The organism is Dyella sp. CR10 (genome assembly GCF_055814425.1).
Genome location: NZ_CP185986.1, coordinates 3,837,153 through 3,850,557, shown reverse-complemented (window position 1 = coordinate 3,850,557; position 13,405 = coordinate 3,837,153). Strand labels below are relative to the sequence as shown.

Sequence of the window (13,405 nt, the reverse complement as noted above, 5' to 3'; positions counted from 1 at the left end):
ATTCGACCGTGGCGGCCACTCTCGGCCGTGATTATCGAGCCGCTTATCGATAATCCCGATGCATTACCCGGATAAATAATGCCGGGCTCTTGATGAAGTGTTTTTCGCGATGCCACGGATGCATGCGGCGGCGGACGCCGCAGGGGGAAAATGCGATGAACGACGAGCGCGACGACGTGCTGCTGCCTTTGACGACCGCCCAGCGCGGCATGTGGATGAATCACAAGATCGGCGCCGACGGCGCGATCATGAATATCGCCGAGGCGGTGGACATCCACGGGCCCATCGAGCCGCCACTGTTTCGCCAGGCGCTGTATCGCCTCGTCTACGAGGCCCAGATGATGCGCGCGAACGTGATCGAGCGCGACGGCAAGCCGCAGCTGGTGATTCGCCAGGTCTACGCAGGGCAGTTCCCGTTCTTCGACATGAGCGGCGAGGCCGATCCGCGCGCCGCGGCCGAGGCCTGGATGCAGGAGGAATACTCCCGCAATCCGGATCTGGAGCATGACCCGCTGTGGATCAGCGCGTTGTTCAAGCTCGCCGACGATCACTATGTCTGGTACCAGCGCGCGCACCATATCGTGCTGGATGGTTATGGCGGCGGCCTGCTCGCGCGGCGCCTGGCCGAGCTGTACACGGCTCTGGCGCTCGGACGGGAAGCGCCGCCGTGCGAATTCACGCCCGCCGCGACCGCGATCGCGGCGGAAACCGCGTATCGCGAATCGGATCGTCTGCGGCGCGACCGGGAGTACTGGCAGGAGCAGCTCGCCGGCTTGCCCGAGGCGGTCACGCTGTCGCGCCGCCAGCACCGGCCCGGCCTGGGCGATCGTCTTTGCCGCAGCACCGGCCATCTGTCCCCGGAAACCGCGCGGCAGCTCGGCGAACTGGGCAAGGCCACCGGCGCGAGCTTGCCGCAGGTGTTGATCGGCCTGATCGCTGCGTACTACCACCGCATCACCGGTACCGACGACCTGGTCTTCGGCATGCCCGTGGCGGCGCGCCTCAGTGCCGAGACGCGCCAGATGCCGGGCATCTTCGCCAACGTGGTGGCGATCCGCCTGCGCTTCGCGCCGGACATGACGGCCGGCCAGCTGTTCGCGCAGGTGTCCCGTGCGGTGCGGCAGTCGCTGCGCCACCAGCAGTACCGCTACGAAGACCTGCGCCGCGATCTCGGGGTGGTGGGGCAGGGGCGCAGCGTGGCGTGGCTGGGCATCAATATCGAACCGTTCGACTATCAGCTCGATTTCGCCGGCGCGGGCACGTCTTCGCACAACATGTCCAACAGCTCGGCGGAAGACTTGATGGTCTTCGTCTACGACCGCGGCACGGAGGCCGGTCTGCGCTTCGATCTGGATGCCAACCCGCTGCTATACGACATGGCGGAGCTGGATGAGCACCGCCGGCGCCTGTGCCGCCTGATCGAAGGCGTGCTGGCCGACCCGGAAGGACGGTTGCAGGACATCGACCTGCTCGGCGAGGAAGAGCGTCATCGCCTGCTGGTGGCGTGGAACGACACGGCCGCGACGGTCGAGCCGCTCAGCGTGCCGGCGCATCTCGCACGCCAGGCCGCGCTGAGGCCCGATGCACCCGCCGTGGTGTACGGCGACAGCACGCTGAGCTATCGCGAGCTGCACCAGCGCAGCCTGCGCCAGGCGCGGCAACTGATCGCCGATGGCATCAAGCCCGGCGACATCGTCGCGGTGGCGCTGCCGCGCAGCGAGCAACTGCTGATCGTGCTGCTGGCGATCATGCGCACCGGCGCCGCCTATCTGCCGATCGATCCCGATGGCCCGACCGAGCGTATCGTCATGGTGCTGGACGACGCCGCGCCGATCGCCGTGATCGCCACCGGCTCGATTCACGAACGCCTGGCGCTGGGCGGCAGCATGCGGCTGCTGCCGGAGCAGTTCGACGCGCCGTCGCCCCTGCAGGAGCGAGAGCCGGATCTGGCGTCGTTCGATCGCGTCGCCTACGTGCTCTATACCTCCGGTTCGACCGGTCGCCCCAAGGGCGTCGAGGTGACGCACGGCAATCTCGCCAATTTCCTGGATGGCATGGCGCGCCAGCTGGCGCCTCAGGCCAGCGATCGCTTTCTCGCCGTGACCACCGTGACCTTCGATATCGCGGCGCTGGAGCTGTATCTCCCGCTCACCTTGGGGGCTTGCGTGGTGATGGCCGGCAGCGGCGCGGCGCAGCAGCCGCTGGAGCTGGCGCGGCTGATCCAGCGCAGCGGCGTGACGCACGCGCAGGCCACGCCGTCACTGTGGCGCATCCTGCTGGCCAGCCCGGAAACCCGTCTGGACAAGCTGCATGCGCTGGTCGGCGGCGAGGCCCTCGGCGCGGAACTTGCCGCGCGACTCAAGGCCGCCGCGGCGCGCGTGACGCAGTTCTACGGCCCCACGGAAACCACGGTGTGGTCGACGGCTTACGAGCTGGAAGAGATCGGCTCCGGCACGCCGCCGATCGGGCGTCCCATCATCAACACGCGCCTGTACGTGCTCGATGCCGCGCGCCGGCCGGTGGCGACGGGCGCGATCGGTGAGTTGTGCATCGGTGGCGCAGGCGTGGCCAAGGGTTATCTGCGCCGCCCGCAGCTGACCGAGGAACGCTTCCCGCTGGATCCTTTCGCCGCCGACGGCAACCGCATGTATTGCACCGGCGATCTGGTGCGCTGGCGCGACGACGGCCTGCTGGAGTTCATCGGCCGCGCCGATCACCAGGTGAAGATCCGCGGCCACCGCATCGAACTGGGCGAGATCGAAAACCTGCTGGCCCAGCATCCCGGGATCGCCGCGGCGGCGGTGGTCGCGCTGCGCGATGCCGGCGGCGTGACCATGCTGGCCGCCTACGTGGTGCCGCGCGACGTGCATGCGTTCGATCCCGAGCCATTGCGCGCCTTCCTTGGCCGGCGCCTGCCGGAGCCGGCGCTGCCGTCCAGTTTCACCGTGCTGGAAGCCTTGCCGCTGACTCCCAACGGCAAGCTCGATCGCCGCGCGCTGCCGGCGCCGGATCGGGTCGCCCGCGCCGCCTTCGTCGAGCCCGGTACGCCAGCCGAGCGCAAGTTGGCCGAATGGTGGCAGCGCATGCTGCGCGTGGAGCGGGTCGGCCTGCACGACAACTTCTTCGAGCTTGGCGGCGATTCGCTGACCGCCGCCGAGATGGCGGCGAGTTTCCCCGAGCAGTTCGGCGTGGAGCTGCCCCTGGGTAGTCTGTTCGAAGCGCCCACGGTGGCCAGTCTGGCCGCCTTCGTCGAGCGGACCGGTGGCGCGGGTGACGATCCGCTGGGCGAGGTGCTGGTGCTGCGCGGGCCGCGCAAGCTGCATGAGGTCGGCAAGGTGCAGCCGCGGCCGCTGTTCTGCATCCATCCGATGCTCGGCCTGGGCCTGGGCTTCTCCAGCCTGTTGCGCCATCTGGACCCGGCCATGCCGGTGTATGCCCTGCAATCGCGAGGTCTGCGCGGGGACGTGCGGTTGCCGGCCAGCATCGAGGAAGTGGCGGCGGACTATCTGGCGCAGATCCGGCGCATCCAGCCGGAGGGGCCGTATCGCCTCGTCGGCCGTTCGCTTGGCGGGTTGATCGGGCATGCCATCGCCGAGCAGCTGCTGGCGATGGGCGAGCGGGTAGAGCTGCTGGCCATGATCGACAGCTACCTGTTCACCGCGGGCGAGCGCTCCCGTCCGCGCGAGGAAGCCAGGGAAGTGCGCGCCGCGCTGGGTTTCCTGGGTTTGCATCAGCATGTCGGCGAGCATTCGCCGCAGACCCTCAAGGAACTGGCGACGCTGCTGCTGCACAGCTACAACGCGCGCTCGATCCCGCTGGTGCAGGAGATCATCCGTCGCCATCCGCAGTTTCTCGAGCACCTGTTCGCGGTGATGCGCAACAACCTCGAACTGGCGCGCCAATACACGCCGCAACGGGTGAACCTGGATCTGCTGTTCTTCCAGGCGACCGAGCGCGAGGGCGACCTCGACGGCATCCTGGATCATCGTCCTTCGGCGTGGCGGCCCTTCATCGGCTGGCGTATCGAAGTGCGCGAACTGGCGTGCCATCACGAGGCCGTGCTCGATCCCGCGCCGGCGGCGCAGATCGGCACGGTGCTGCGCCATCGCTTGTCCGACATCCCGGATGAGCGCGTACCGCTGTCGCCGCTGGCGCCGCAGCCGGATCTCGCCGCGGCGTACGGCTGATGACGATGAAGCCCATCGTCATCTTCACCATCGGCACGCAGGGCGACGTGCGCCCCTGCGTGGCGCTGGGGCAAGGGTTGCGGCGCGCGGGTTACCCGGTGCGCATCGCGACCAGCGGCAACTTCGCCGGACTGGTGCGCGAGGCAGGCCTGGAGTTCTTCCCGCTCACCGCCGACTTCCAGGCCATGCTGGAAGCCGACCGCAGCATCGCCGACCAGGGCCTGGACATGCGCGCGATGGCGCGCATCTTCCGCGAGCGCTACGCGCAATGGGCCGTGCATTGGGCCGATGAGGGCATGGCCGCGAGCGAAGGCGCCGGTCTGCTGATCGGGGTGAGCAACAGCACCTTGCTGGCCAAGGCGCTGTCCGAGCGGCGCGGCGTGCCGTTCGCGATCGCGCGGCTGCAGCCGCTGACGCCATCGCGCCTGCTGCCGCCGATGGTGCTGGCCGGCTCGCGCGAGCGCCTGCCGGGGGTGCTCAGCCTCGCCGCGCATCAGCTGCTGTGGCTGCTGGTGTGGCACGTGATGCGGCCGGCGATCAACGACATCGTGCGGCCAAGGCTGGGATTGCCGCGGTATCCGTGGCACGGCCCCTATCTCGGGCGCGGCGCGCTGGACGCCAAGGTGATCAACGGTTTCAGCCGGCATGTACTGGAGCGGCCGGCGGATTGGCCCGACAGCTCGCAAGTGACGGGCTACTGGTTCTTCGATCCGCCGGACTGGACTCCGCCGCCGGAACTGGCGGACTTCCTCGCCGCCGGAGCTAAACCTGTCTACATCGGCTTCGGCAGCATGGTCAGCCATCAAGCCGAGGCCTTCACCCGCACCGTGCTGGAAGGCGTGCGCAAGAGTGGCCGGCGCGCCGTACTGGCGGCCGGCTGGGGCGGCCTGGAGATCGCCGAAGGCGCGCTCGACGAACAGATCTACGGTTTGCGCCAGGCGCCGCACGACTGGCTGTTTCCGCGCATGGCCGCGGCCGTACACCATGGCGGCGCGGGCACCACCGCGGCGGCAGTGCGCGCGGGCATCCCTTCGGCCGTCGTGCCGTTCTATGGCGATCAGCCGTTCTGGGCGCGCTGCCTGCACCGCCGCGGAGTGGCTCCCGCGGCACTGGATCGGCGCGTGCTGGACGCGGATGCGCTGGCCGGCGCGCTCAAAGCGGTGCAGCAACCGGCCATGCTGGCCGAAGCAGAGGCGTTGGGCCGGGCGGTGCGCGCGGAGGATGGCGTGGGCGAAGCATTGCGGCACCTGCGGCGCTGGGGCCTGCTGGGCGAAGCGGATGCGGCGGAGACTGCGCGCATGCCGCAGCGGAGCGCGGCATGATCGCGCGGCGCCCGTTCACTCTGTTCGAGCGCGGCATGTATCTGGACGGCCAGCGGCCGGTAGCCCTCGTGCTGCCCGCGACGCTGATGGGCGCGCTGGACGAGCAGCGCCTGCGCCGCGCACTGGATCGCGTGCAGGCCAGGCATGCCGTGCTGCAAAGCCTGGTTGAACACGATACCGATGGACGTCCCTGGTTCGCGCAACAGGCGGCACCGCCGCCGATCTCCCTGCGCATTGTCCGACGCCAGGGCGACGGCGACTGGCAGGAGCAGGCGCGTATCGAGTGCGCGCGTCTGTTCGATGGCGCGCGCGAGCCGCTGGTGCGCCTGCTCTGGCTGCGCGGCGAAGAACGCAGCGATCTGCTGCTGAGCTGCCATCACTGCATCTGCGACGGCCTGTCGGCAGTGGGGCTGCTGCGAGACATTCTCACCGTATGCGGCCGTCCGGACGCGCCGCTCGGACCGAGCTTTGCACTGCACGGTGGTGCGGATCTGTTGCCGCCGGAAGTACGCGGCAATCGCCGGTTGCAGCGCCGGGCGCGCTTGAAGGCCGCGCTGTTCGGCGGGCTGGTGCGATTTCGCACGATCGGTCCGCCGGTGCATTACGGACCGGCCTATACGCTGCGCTGGTCGATCGAGCACGCGGACGTGCAGGCCTTGCTCCGGCGCGGCAAGCTTGAGGGCGTCGGCGTGTACGCTGCGCTATGTACGGCGTTCATGCTGGCCTTCTGGTCGGTACGCGGCATCCGCGGCGTGGACAAGTTCGTCGCGCCCGTCGATGCGCGCCGTTATCTGCCCGCGCTGCAAGGCGGCGCACTGTTCACCATGGCACCTACCGCCCGGTTGTCGTTCGGCCGCCGCAAGGCCGACGCGGATTTCTGGGCGATGGCGCGCGCGTTGCAAGACGATCTGCGCCGCAAGGTCGACCGCCTCGCGCCATCGTTCTACGAACAGTTGCTTGGACTGGAACGGCTGCACCCTTTGTTCGATCGCCTGGTGGCCTACTCGCGCTCGCACCGCGGAGGCCGCAGCGTGTCGTTGTCGTATCTGGGGCGACTCGATGCTTCGGCGCGGGACGACGGCGGCTTCCGTCTCGAGGCCATTCATGCGCCGTCCGCGCAATTGGAGCCGACGACGGCCAATCTGATCACCATTGTCGGTTTCGCCGAACGGCTGGAGTTCGCCTTCATCTCCGACGAGAGTTCGCTGCCGCAGGCGCAGGCCGCGCAGATCCGTCAGCTGGCGATGGAGCTTCTGCAGGCGGCCGCGGCCGTGCCGGCAGCGGCATCGGTCGGCACCGGCGCGGCGCCGGCACTTCTGGATGCAAGGCAAGTGGAAAGCCCATGAGAAGCTACGGCGTGATCTTCGTGCTCTATCACCCGACCGAGGCCTTCCTGCGCAATCTGGACAAGGCGACGACGGCGGGACAGAACGTGGTCGCGGTGGACAACTCGCCACAGTCCGACGCCACGCTTCATGCGATGCTGCAGCGACAGGGCTGCACCGTCGTGCACAACGCCAATCGCGGTGGTCTCGCGGGTGCCTACAATCGGGGCGCCGAGATCCTGCTCGCGCGCGGCTGCGAGGTGGTCTTCCTGCTCGATCAGGATTCGGATATCGGCGAGGACTTCTTCGACGCCATGATGCAAGCCTGCGAGCGCGAGGAGGGCGACACGTTCATCCTCGGGCCCAAGATCTACGAGATCAATCTGGAAAAGTTCATGGTCGTGCTGCCGCCGGGACGGCGCTGGCCCAAGCCGCAGAAGATGCGCGAGCCGACCGAGGGCGTGTTCGACACTTTGTTCGTGATCTCTTCGGGCTCGGCGATCTCGGCGCAGGCGTATCGCCGGCTGGGCGCGTTCCGCGAGGACTTCTTCATCGAGTACATCGATATCGAATACGGCCTGCGTGCCAACAGCCAGGGCGTCCCCGTGCGCATGAACGCGGCGGTGACGATGCGCCAGACCACTGGCCAGATCGAACGGCACGGCCGTCTGTTCACGACCAACCATGCGGCGTGGCGGCGCTACTACGGCGCGCGCAACGGTGTCTTCGCCCTGCGGCTGTATCGGAAGCACTGGTCGCTGTATCGGCTCGGCGGCCTGCTGGCACTGCATCAGGCGCTGTGCGTCTTGCTGTTCGAACCGCACAAGCTGCGCAAAGTGCTGGCGATCGCCTGCGGCTATCTGGACGGGCGTCGCGGCCGCCTGGGTACGTTCGAAAGCCTGCATCCGCGCGTCGCCGCGGTCTGTAAAAACGAACCGGCGCGCAGCGCCGGGTCTGCCGGCACGGCGGCAGCCACGGAACCCGGACCATGATGCGCAAGCTCTCCACCATCGAGCACCTGATAGACGGCAATATCACCTATCGCCTCACCATCGATGGCGCGCTGCCGATGGAGCGCCTGCGTGCCGCGCTGGATCGCATACAGCGCAAGCATCCGGCGCTGCGAATGCTGTTGCGGTCCGAGCGCGATGGCCTGTACTACGCGCTCGACGCGGCCGGCCCGGTGCCTCTGCGCGCGGCGATCTGCACCTCGGAGCAGGTGCTCGCGGGCGAGATCGCGCGCGAGGAGGCCACCGTCTTCGCTGCCGACGAACCCTTGTTGCGCGTGGCCTGGCTACGCACCGGACGCGGCGGCGTGCTGCTGCTCACTACCGCGCATCGCATCTGCGACGGCATGAGCATCCTCACGCTGGCGCGCGAGCTGCTGTCCGCGCTGCATCGCGAAACGCCACTGCCGCCCTATGCGCCGATCAGCCCGCTGGATGTCGCCCGTGCGCCGGACGGCAAGGATGAGCGCCGACAGCGTCTGGTTGCCCGCGTGCTCAACGGCCTGATCGCGCTGATCCCGCCGTCGCGCCGGCCATTGCGGCACGATTCGATACGGCGTGAGTGGCAGGTGGATGCAGGCCTGACGGCGGTGCTCAAGCATCGCTGCCGGATCGAAGGAGTATCGATGCATGCGGCACTGCTGGCGGCGCTCGATCAGGCCTTGCAGACGGCGCTCGGCAAACGCGCGCCGACGCGGATCGATAATCCGGTAGATGCTCGGCGCGGCCGGCTATCCCAGCTCAAGGACGACATGCTGTTCTTCGGGGGCGGCAGCTTCAAGATCGCGGTGGGGCGCGAACGCGGCGCGGACCTGTGGGAAAGGGCGCGCGATATCTATCGGGAGATGGGGGAGAAGATCGAGCAGGAAATGCGCGATATTCCCGGCAAGTACCATTTCTGCGAAATGCTCAAGCCACCGTCGGAAGGCAAGCTGCGTTCCATCGTGCGGCTGGGCGATGCGCTGAGCCGCAATGGCAACTGGAATCAGTTTTCCTTTTCCAACCTGGGCCCGATCGCCTTGGTGGATGAGAATGCGCCGTTTCGGCTGGAGGATTTCAGCCTGTCGGTGCGTTCCTTCGGTATCCGTCCGCTCGGCCTGGTCGCCTTCGCGCTGCACGGGCGACTGCGTTTCGTGTTCATGGGCGAAGAGCAGTGCATGAGCGTGGCCGAGGTCGATGCGCTGGAGCAGGCGTTCATGGGCCTGCTGCGGGAGCAGGCCATGCATCGCCCGCGCGCGGCCGAAGCGATGGGGGCATTGGGCATGGCGGCGGACTGACGGCCGCCGCCGCACCCCTGGAAACGTCAGACCGGCTCCAGCCAGCCCCACTGATCGTTGGTCTTGCCGTTGAACAGGCCGAAGAACAGTTCCTGCAGGCGACGCGTGACGCGGCCCGCCTTGCCGGAGCCGATCTTCTTGCCGTCCACCGAACGGATCGGCGTGATCTCGGCGGCGGTGCCGCACATCAGCAGTTCGTCCGCGAGATACAGGTATTCGCGCGGGATGTCGCGCTCGATCACTTCGATACCGTCTTCGCGCGCCAGCGTCATCAGCGTGTGGCGGGTGATGCCGGTGAGGATCGAGGCGCTGGCCGGCGTGGTGTGCAGCACGCCGTCGAACACCAGGAACAGGTTCTCGCCCGCGCCTTCGCTGAGCAGACCCGTGGAAGCCAGCGCGATGCCTTCGCCGAAACCGAGGCGACGCGCTTCGCGCGCGATCAGCTGGCCGGACAGGTAATTGCCGCCCGCCTTCGCGCCGGCCGGAATCGTGTTCGGCGCGAAGCGCTGCCAGCTCGACACGCAGGCGTCGATGCCGCTTTCCAGCGCTTCCGGACCGAGGTACGGGCCCATCGGCCACGCGGCCACGGCCACGTCGATCGGCGTTTCCGCCGACAGGCCGAAGCCGCCGAGGCCGCGGTAGGCGACAGGGCGCAGATAGGCCGCGCCGAGCTCGTTCTTCTTGATCACGTCGCGGCAGGCGGCGGCGATTTCGTCGCGCGAATAGGGCAGGACCATGTCGTAGATCTTGGCCGATTGGTACAGGCGCGTGAGGTGATCGGTGAGGCGGAAGATCGCCGCGCCGTCCGGCGTGGCGTAGCTGCGAATGCCTTCGAACACCGACGAGCCGTAGTGCAGCGCATGCGACATCACATGCGTAGTGGCTTCGCGCCAAGGCTTGATCTGGCCGTTCTGCCAGATCCATTCGGGATACTGCTGCGCCATGTCGGTTCTCCGGAAAAATGGCCGCCATGATACCCGCTGGCGGACGCGACCATCTTTCAACCGGCTTGCAGCGTTATTCGGCGTTGCGCAACCACAGGCAACCGGAGCGGCGCACGATGGCGAAACGGGTTTCGCGCGGCGCGCCGCTGGCATCGTTGGAGGCAGTGTGCAGCACCAGTTCGCGTTCGGCGGCCGGGGGCGGATGGTCGACGGGGTCCGAGCCCGGCGCCGGCGCGGCATCCGGATCCGGCGAGGCTTGTGCGTTCTCGCCACCGAAGTCCAGCAGCGGATATTTCACCAGCGTGCCGAGGGCGCGAATGTCTGACACCGCGTTGCTACGGCCGTAGCCGTTCCACAGCATCAGACCGGCGAGCCGGTTGGGATCGCGCGCGGCGAAGGCATCGGCGACGCTCTCGCGCAGCTCGGCGACGTTGGCGGCGCACAAGGTTGGCGGCACCACGGCGGCCGGGGAGGCAGGCGTGGTCGATTTCGGCGCGGCCTGCACGGGTGTCGCCTGCATGGCGGCGCAGGGCTGGTCGGTGAACAGCGGGTTGCCGTCGGGGCCGATGCAGCGGTGCACGCCCGCTTGTGCGGCGACGGCGCCGGAAAACAGCCAGAGCGGAGCGGACAGCAGGAACACGGAAAGCCACAGTAGACGCATGCCGCGCAGGATAACCCGCGCGCCGAGGGTCAGATTGCCAACCGGTCCAGCACCGCCTGCGTCGGCTTGGCGCGATTCAGCGTGTAGAAGTGCAGCCCCGGCGCACCGCCTTCCAGCAGACGGCGGCACAGCCCTGCCACCACGTCGGCGCTCAGTTCGCGGATCGATTCGGCATCGTCGCCGTGCGCCTGCATGCGCTTGGCGATCCAGCGCGGGATCTCGGCGCCGCAGGCGTCGGAGAAGCGCTTGAGCTGGCTGAAGTTGGAGATCGGCATGATGCCGGGCACTACCGGTACGTCCACACCGAGCCGGCGCACATCGTCGACGAAGCGGAAGTAGGCGTCGGCATTGAAGAAGTACTGGGTGATGGCGCCATTGGCGCCGGCCTCGACCTTGGCCTTGAAGTGGCGCAGGTCCGCCAGCGCGTCGTCGGCCTGTGGATGCGTTTCCGGATAGGCCGCCACTTCGACGTGGAAGTGGTCGCCGCTGTGCTTGCGGATGAAGGCGACCAGTTCCGCGGCGTAGCGGAAGTCGCCCGGCGATGCCATGCCCGAGGGCAGGTCGCCGCGCAGCGCGACGATGCGGCGGTAACCGGCGGCGCGGTAGCCGTCCAGCAGCTCGGCGATCTCGGCGCGGGTGCCGCCCATGCACGAAAGGTGCGGCGCCACGTCCAGCCCGTGCTCACGATGCAGGCGGGCCACGGTCTCGCCGGTATAGCTGAGGGTCGAGCCGCCGGCGCCGAAGGTGACCGAGACGTAGTCGGGGCCACGGCGCTTCAGCAGGCGGGCGGTGCGGTCGAGCTGTTCGCGCTGTTCCTCGGTCTTGGGCGGGAAGAATTCGAAGCTGATCGCCGGCATCACTGGGCTCTCGGAGAAGGGTGTCGGGGAGTATATATCTCTTGGTCGCGATGAAGCGATATATGGATGAAACATCAGCTGGGGGCACAAAAAAAGCGCGCGGTTCGCACCGCGCGCCTTTCGTTCCGATCCGCCGGCCGCTCAGTAGCGGTAATGGTCCGGCTTGTACGGGCCTTCCACCGGCACGCCGATGTAGGCGGCCTGCTCGGGGGTCAGCTTGGTCAGCTTCACGCCGATCTGTTCCAGGTGCAGGCGGGCGACTTCCTCGTCCAGCTGCTTGGGCAGACGGTAGACAGTCTTCTCGTAGACGTCCTTGTTCTTCCACAGGTCGATCTGCGCCAGCGTCTGGTTGGAGAAGCTGTTGGACATCACGAAGCTCGGATGGCCGTGCGCGCAGCCGAGGTTCACCAGGCGGCCTTCGGCCAGCATGTAGATGCTGTTGCCCGTCTTGCTGAAGGTGTAGCGGTCGACCTGCGGCTTGATGGTTTCGCGCGACACGTCCTTGGCGCCGTTCAGGCGGTCGATCTGGATCTCGTTGTCGAAGTGGCCGATGTTGCACACCAGGGCGTTGTTCTTCATCGCCGCCATGTGCTCGAGCGTGATGATGTCCTTGTTGCCGGTGGTGGTGACGTAGATGTCGGCGGTGCCCAGCGTGTCTTCCACGGTGGTGACCTGGAAGCCTTCCATCGCCGCCTGCAGCGCGTTGATCGGGTCGATCTCGGTGACGATCACGCGCGCGCCGAAGCCCTTCAGCGAATGCGCGCAGCCCTTGCCCACGTCGCCGTAGCCGCACACCACGGCCACCTTGCCGGCGACCATCAGGTCGGTGGCGCGCTTGATGCCGTCGGCCAGCGACTCGCGGCAGCCGTACAGGTTGTCGAACTTGCTCTTGGTGACCGAGTCGTTGACGTTGATCGCCGGCACCAGCAGCTTGCCGGCTTCCATCATCTGGTAGAGGCGGTGCACGCCGGTGGTGGTCTCTTCGGAGACGCCCTTCCAGTCCGCGGCGACCTTCTTCCAGAAGCCGGGACGCTCCTTGGCAGTGCGCTTTAGCAGGTCCTTGATGACCTGTTCCTCATGGTTGCCGCTGGGCGTGTTGACCCAGTCGTCGCCGTTCTCCATGTCCAGACCCTTGTGGATCAGCAAGGTCGCGTCGCCGCCGTCGTCGACGATCAGCTCGGGGCCTTGCATGCCCGGGTGGGTGAGCATGTCCAGCGTGCAATCCCAGTACTCCTCCAGCGTCTCGCCCTTCCAGGCGAACACCGGGATGCCGGCGGCGGCGATGGCCGCGGCACAGTCGTCCTGGGTGGAGAAGATGTTGCAGGAGGCCCAGCGCACCGAGGCGCCCAGGGCGCTCAGGGTCTCAATCAGGACCGCGGTTTCCTTGGTCATGTGCAGCGAGCCGGACAGGCGCACGCCCTTGAGCGGCTGCTCCTTGGCGTAGCGGGCGCGGATCTGCATCAGGCCGGGCATTTCCTCTTCCGCCATGCGGATGCGGCGGCGGCCCAGCTCGGCGAGGGCGATGTCGCGGACCTTGAAGTCCTGGCCGGCGGCTTCTTTGCTGACTGCGTTCATTGGTGCTTAGCTCCGGAAGTTTGTGCGGCATGACTGCCGCATCGTTGACCGGGCGCCGTTTTGCAGAGAAAGACCGCCGAGCCTGGCCGTGGACCTGCACGACGCACCGGGTGGTGCGGGCCATGCAGCCGCGGTCGCAGCGCCCCTCGACGGGAGCTGGCAAGTATAGCGGCAGGCCCGTTGGCGTTTCGTCAGGGCAGTGGCCGCCGTCGCCGCGGACCGTGACGGATGGCCTAGGCCGGGTCGTGGC

General features: G+C 67.8%; 9 protein-coding genes and 1 riboswitch. Of the genes, 5 read left to right on the top strand and 4 right to left on the bottom strand.

The window, feature by feature from the left end; genetic code table 11:
- Positions 1–155 precede the first annotated feature (155 nt).
- Genes ACNR9O_RS17335 through ACNR9O_RS17315 form a run of 5 tightly spaced genes read left to right on the top strand, consistent with a single transcriptional unit; the run spans position 156 to position 9,118 of the window.
- Positions 156–4,187 carry an amino acid adenylation domain-containing protein gene (locus ACNR9O_RS17335; RefSeq protein ID WP_473686544.1) on the top strand — a complete coding sequence of 1,344 codons (4,032 nt, stop codon included), beginning with the start codon at positions 156–158 and terminating at the stop codon, positions 4,185–4,187.
- Positions 4,187–5,509, top strand: a complete 1,323-nt coding sequence (locus ACNR9O_RS17330) for a glycosyltransferase (RefSeq protein ID WP_473700663.1) — start codon at positions 4,187–4,189, stop codon at positions 5,507–5,509. The genes ACNR9O_RS17335 and ACNR9O_RS17330 overlap by 1 nt, the downstream gene beginning before the upstream one ends.
- Positions 5,506–6,855, top strand: coding sequence for a condensation domain-containing protein (locus ACNR9O_RS17325; RefSeq protein WP_473686548.1), 1,350 nt, complete (start codon positions 5,506–5,508; stop codon positions 6,853–6,855). The genes ACNR9O_RS17330 and ACNR9O_RS17325 overlap by 4 nt, the downstream gene beginning before the upstream one ends.
- On the top strand, positions 6,852–7,826 hold the full coding sequence (locus tag ACNR9O_RS17320) for a glycosyltransferase family 2 protein (protein WP_473686550.1): 975 nt from the start codon (positions 6,852–6,854) through the stop codon (positions 7,824–7,826). Before ACNR9O_RS17325 ends, ACNR9O_RS17320 begins: the two co-directional genes overlap by 4 nt.
- A complete protein-coding gene (locus tag ACNR9O_RS17315; RefSeq protein ID WP_473686552.1) occupies positions 7,823–9,118 on the top strand; it encodes a condensation domain-containing protein in 1,296 nt (431 codons plus the stop codon). The genes ACNR9O_RS17320 and ACNR9O_RS17315 overlap by 4 nt, the downstream gene beginning before the upstream one ends.
- 26 nt (positions 9,119–9,144) lie before the next feature.
- Here the strand turns inward: ACNR9O_RS17315 and ACNR9O_RS17310 are convergent, their stop codons facing one another.
- The 4 genes from ACNR9O_RS17310 to ahcY all read right to left on the bottom strand — a co-directional run bounded on the left by ACNR9O_RS17310 (position 9,145) and on the right by ahcY (position 13,155).
- The gene (locus tag ACNR9O_RS17310) at positions 9,145–10,062 is read right to left on the bottom strand and encodes a branched-chain amino acid transaminase (protein ID WP_473686554.1); all 918 of its coding nucleotides are present in this window, start codon (positions 10,060–10,062) and stop codon (positions 9,145–9,147) included.
- 73 nt (positions 10,063–10,135) lie between these two features.
- Complete coding sequence (locus ACNR9O_RS17305; RefSeq protein ID WP_473686556.1) at positions 10,136–10,723, bottom strand: DUF4124 domain-containing protein; 588 nt, start codon at positions 10,721–10,723, stop codon at positions 10,136–10,138.
- 29 nt (positions 10,724–10,752) lie between these two features.
- Positions 10,753–11,580 carry a methylenetetrahydrofolate reductase [NAD(P)H] gene (metF, locus tag ACNR9O_RS17300; RefSeq protein ID WP_473686558.1) on the bottom strand — a complete coding sequence of 276 codons (828 nt, stop codon included), beginning with the start codon at positions 11,578–11,580 and terminating at the stop codon, positions 10,753–10,755.
- 141 nt (positions 11,581–11,721) lie between these two features.
- The gene (ahcY, locus tag ACNR9O_RS17295) at positions 11,722–13,155 is read right to left on the bottom strand and encodes an adenosylhomocysteinase (protein ID WP_473686560.1); all 1,434 of its coding nucleotides are present in this window, start codon (positions 13,153–13,155) and stop codon (positions 11,722–11,724) included.
- Between the two features lie 43 nt (positions 13,156–13,198).
- Positions 13,199–13,309, bottom strand: a riboswitch (S-adenosyl-L-homocysteine riboswitch).
- Positions 13,310–13,405: the final 96 nt, after the last annotated feature.

What these genes read in the sequence shown, in the direction of transcription:
- ACNR9O_RS17330 (WP_473700663.1), top strand. Translation starts at nt 4,187, where the DNA reads ATGACGATGAAGCCCATCGTCATCTTCACCATCGGCACGCAGGGCGAC.
- metF (WP_473686558.1), bottom strand. Translation starts at nt 11,580, where the DNA reads ATGCCGGCGATCAGCTTCGAATTCTTCCCGCCCAAGACCGAGGAACAG.
- ACNR9O_RS17315 (WP_473686552.1), top strand. Translation starts at nt 7,823, where the DNA reads ATGATGCGCAAGCTCTCCACCATCGAGCACCTGATAGACGGCAATATC.
- ACNR9O_RS17310 (WP_473686554.1), bottom strand. Translation starts at nt 10,062, where the DNA reads ATGGCGCAGCAGTATCCCGAATGGATCTGGCAGAACGGCCAGATCAAG.
- ACNR9O_RS17335 (WP_473686544.1), top strand. Translation starts at nt 156, where the DNA reads ATGAACGACGAGCGCGACGACGTGCTGCTGCCTTTGACGACCGCCCAG.
- ACNR9O_RS17325 (WP_473686548.1), top strand. Translation starts at nt 5,506, where the DNA reads ATGATCGCGCGGCGCCCGTTCACTCTGTTCGAGCGCGGCATGTATCTG.
- ahcY (WP_473686560.1), bottom strand. Translation starts at nt 13,155, where the DNA reads ATGAACGCAGTCAGCAAAGAAGCCGCCGGCCAGGACTTCAAGGTCCGC.
- ACNR9O_RS17305 (WP_473686556.1), bottom strand. Translation starts at nt 10,723, where the DNA reads ATGCGTCTACTGTGGCTTTCCGTGTTCCTGCTGTCCGCTCCGCTCTGG.
- ACNR9O_RS17320 (WP_473686550.1), top strand. Translation starts at nt 6,852, where the DNA reads ATGAGAAGCTACGGCGTGATCTTCGTGCTCTATCACCCGACCGAGGCC.